This window comes from Geminicoccus harenae (genome assembly GCF_019800005.1).
In the GTDB taxonomy this organism is placed as follows: Bacteria; Pseudomonadota; Alphaproteobacteria; order Geminicoccales; family Geminicoccaceae; genus Geminicoccus; species Geminicoccus harenae.
In genome coordinates, this window is record NZ_JABGCL010000183.1 from 1 (window position 1) to 955 (window position 955).

The following is a 955-nucleotide window of genomic DNA, read 5'->3' on the forward strand; positions in this document are numbered from 1 at the left end:
CTCAGGTGATGGACCGGCTCCGCTGGGTGATGCCCAGCGCGCAGCACTGCTCCAGCACGGCATCGCCTACCGGGCGGCGCACTTCCGGCGGCAGCTCGACCGCCTGGCGCCAGCTGCCATCCGGTGCCCGGTAACGGGGCAGGTCGACGCCGGTGGCTTCCTTCCCGGTGACCGGGTGCTTGAGCCGGATCACCTGTACCCCGTGTAGTACGAGCGGCACCCCATCCAGCACCAGCTCTACCGACGCCAGGGCCAGCAGCCTGCCCTTGGCCATCGGCTGCACGTCCAGCACCGTGGCGGTGATCAGGGTGGTGTCGTTCACCTGCGGATTGCCCAAAGCCAGCACCAGATCAATCCTGAAGATCGGTAGTCGTTTCGTCAGTGCCGGCAAGGGCCGGTGGCGGGTTGAGGGATCGGCACAAATTATCCAGCAGTCGGCTGCAGACGTCTTCCCTCTTTAACATGATGCTTATGTCATACTCGGTAATGTTCTTGCGCAGCATCTCCGATTGTCAGGACAAGAAGCATCCTCTGCCGGAATATATTGATTTTATAGGCTTGGTCTCTTCTCTTGCCGGAGAAGAGCCTGGGGCAGATGTTTGGTCCTGCCCCGGGGCACCAACCGCATCCTGGTGCCAAGGGAGATAACGATGAACCATTTCCTCAGCCTCCTGGACGAGCTCGAGCAGCTCATCACCAACAACAGCTACGGCTGGAACAATCGTCAGGCGGTGGAGGCGGCACGCCGCCTGACCGGCAGGATGCGCTCCTACCCGGAAGCCGCCGACCCCGACGTCCGGGAGAAGATCGGCTGTCTCGAGAACTGGCTGTCCATCCTCTACTCCCAGCGCAAGCACGTGCCCTGGGGTGGCGCCGAGCGCATCCTGGCGCTCGTCCGGCACAGCTGCACCGCGCTGCGCCACCACCTCGCGGCTCACCCTTCCTGAAGAAGACG

Annotated in this window: 2 protein-coding genes; one reads left to right on the top strand and one right to left on the bottom strand. The window is 63.2% G+C overall.

The window, feature by feature from the left end; genetic code table 11:
* Position 1: 1 nt before the first annotated feature.
* On the bottom strand, positions 2-346 hold the full coding sequence (locus HLA95_RS27485; RefSeq protein WP_322100173.1) for a hypothetical protein: 345 nt from the start codon (positions 344-346) through the stop codon (positions 2-4).
* Between the two features lie 304 nt (positions 347-650).
* On the opposite strand from HLA95_RS27485, the gene HLA95_RS27490 reads away from it, so the two are divergent.
* A complete protein-coding gene (locus HLA95_RS27490) occupies positions 651-947 on the top strand; it encodes a hypothetical protein (RefSeq protein WP_222185141.1) in 297 nt (98 codons plus the stop codon).
* The last annotated feature ends 8 nt before the right edge of the window (positions 948-955 follow it).

What these genes read in the sequence shown, in the direction of transcription:
- HLA95_RS27490 (WP_222185141.1), top strand. Translation starts at nt 651, where the DNA reads ATGAACCATTTCCTCAGCCTCCTGGACGAGCTCGAGCAGCTCATCACC.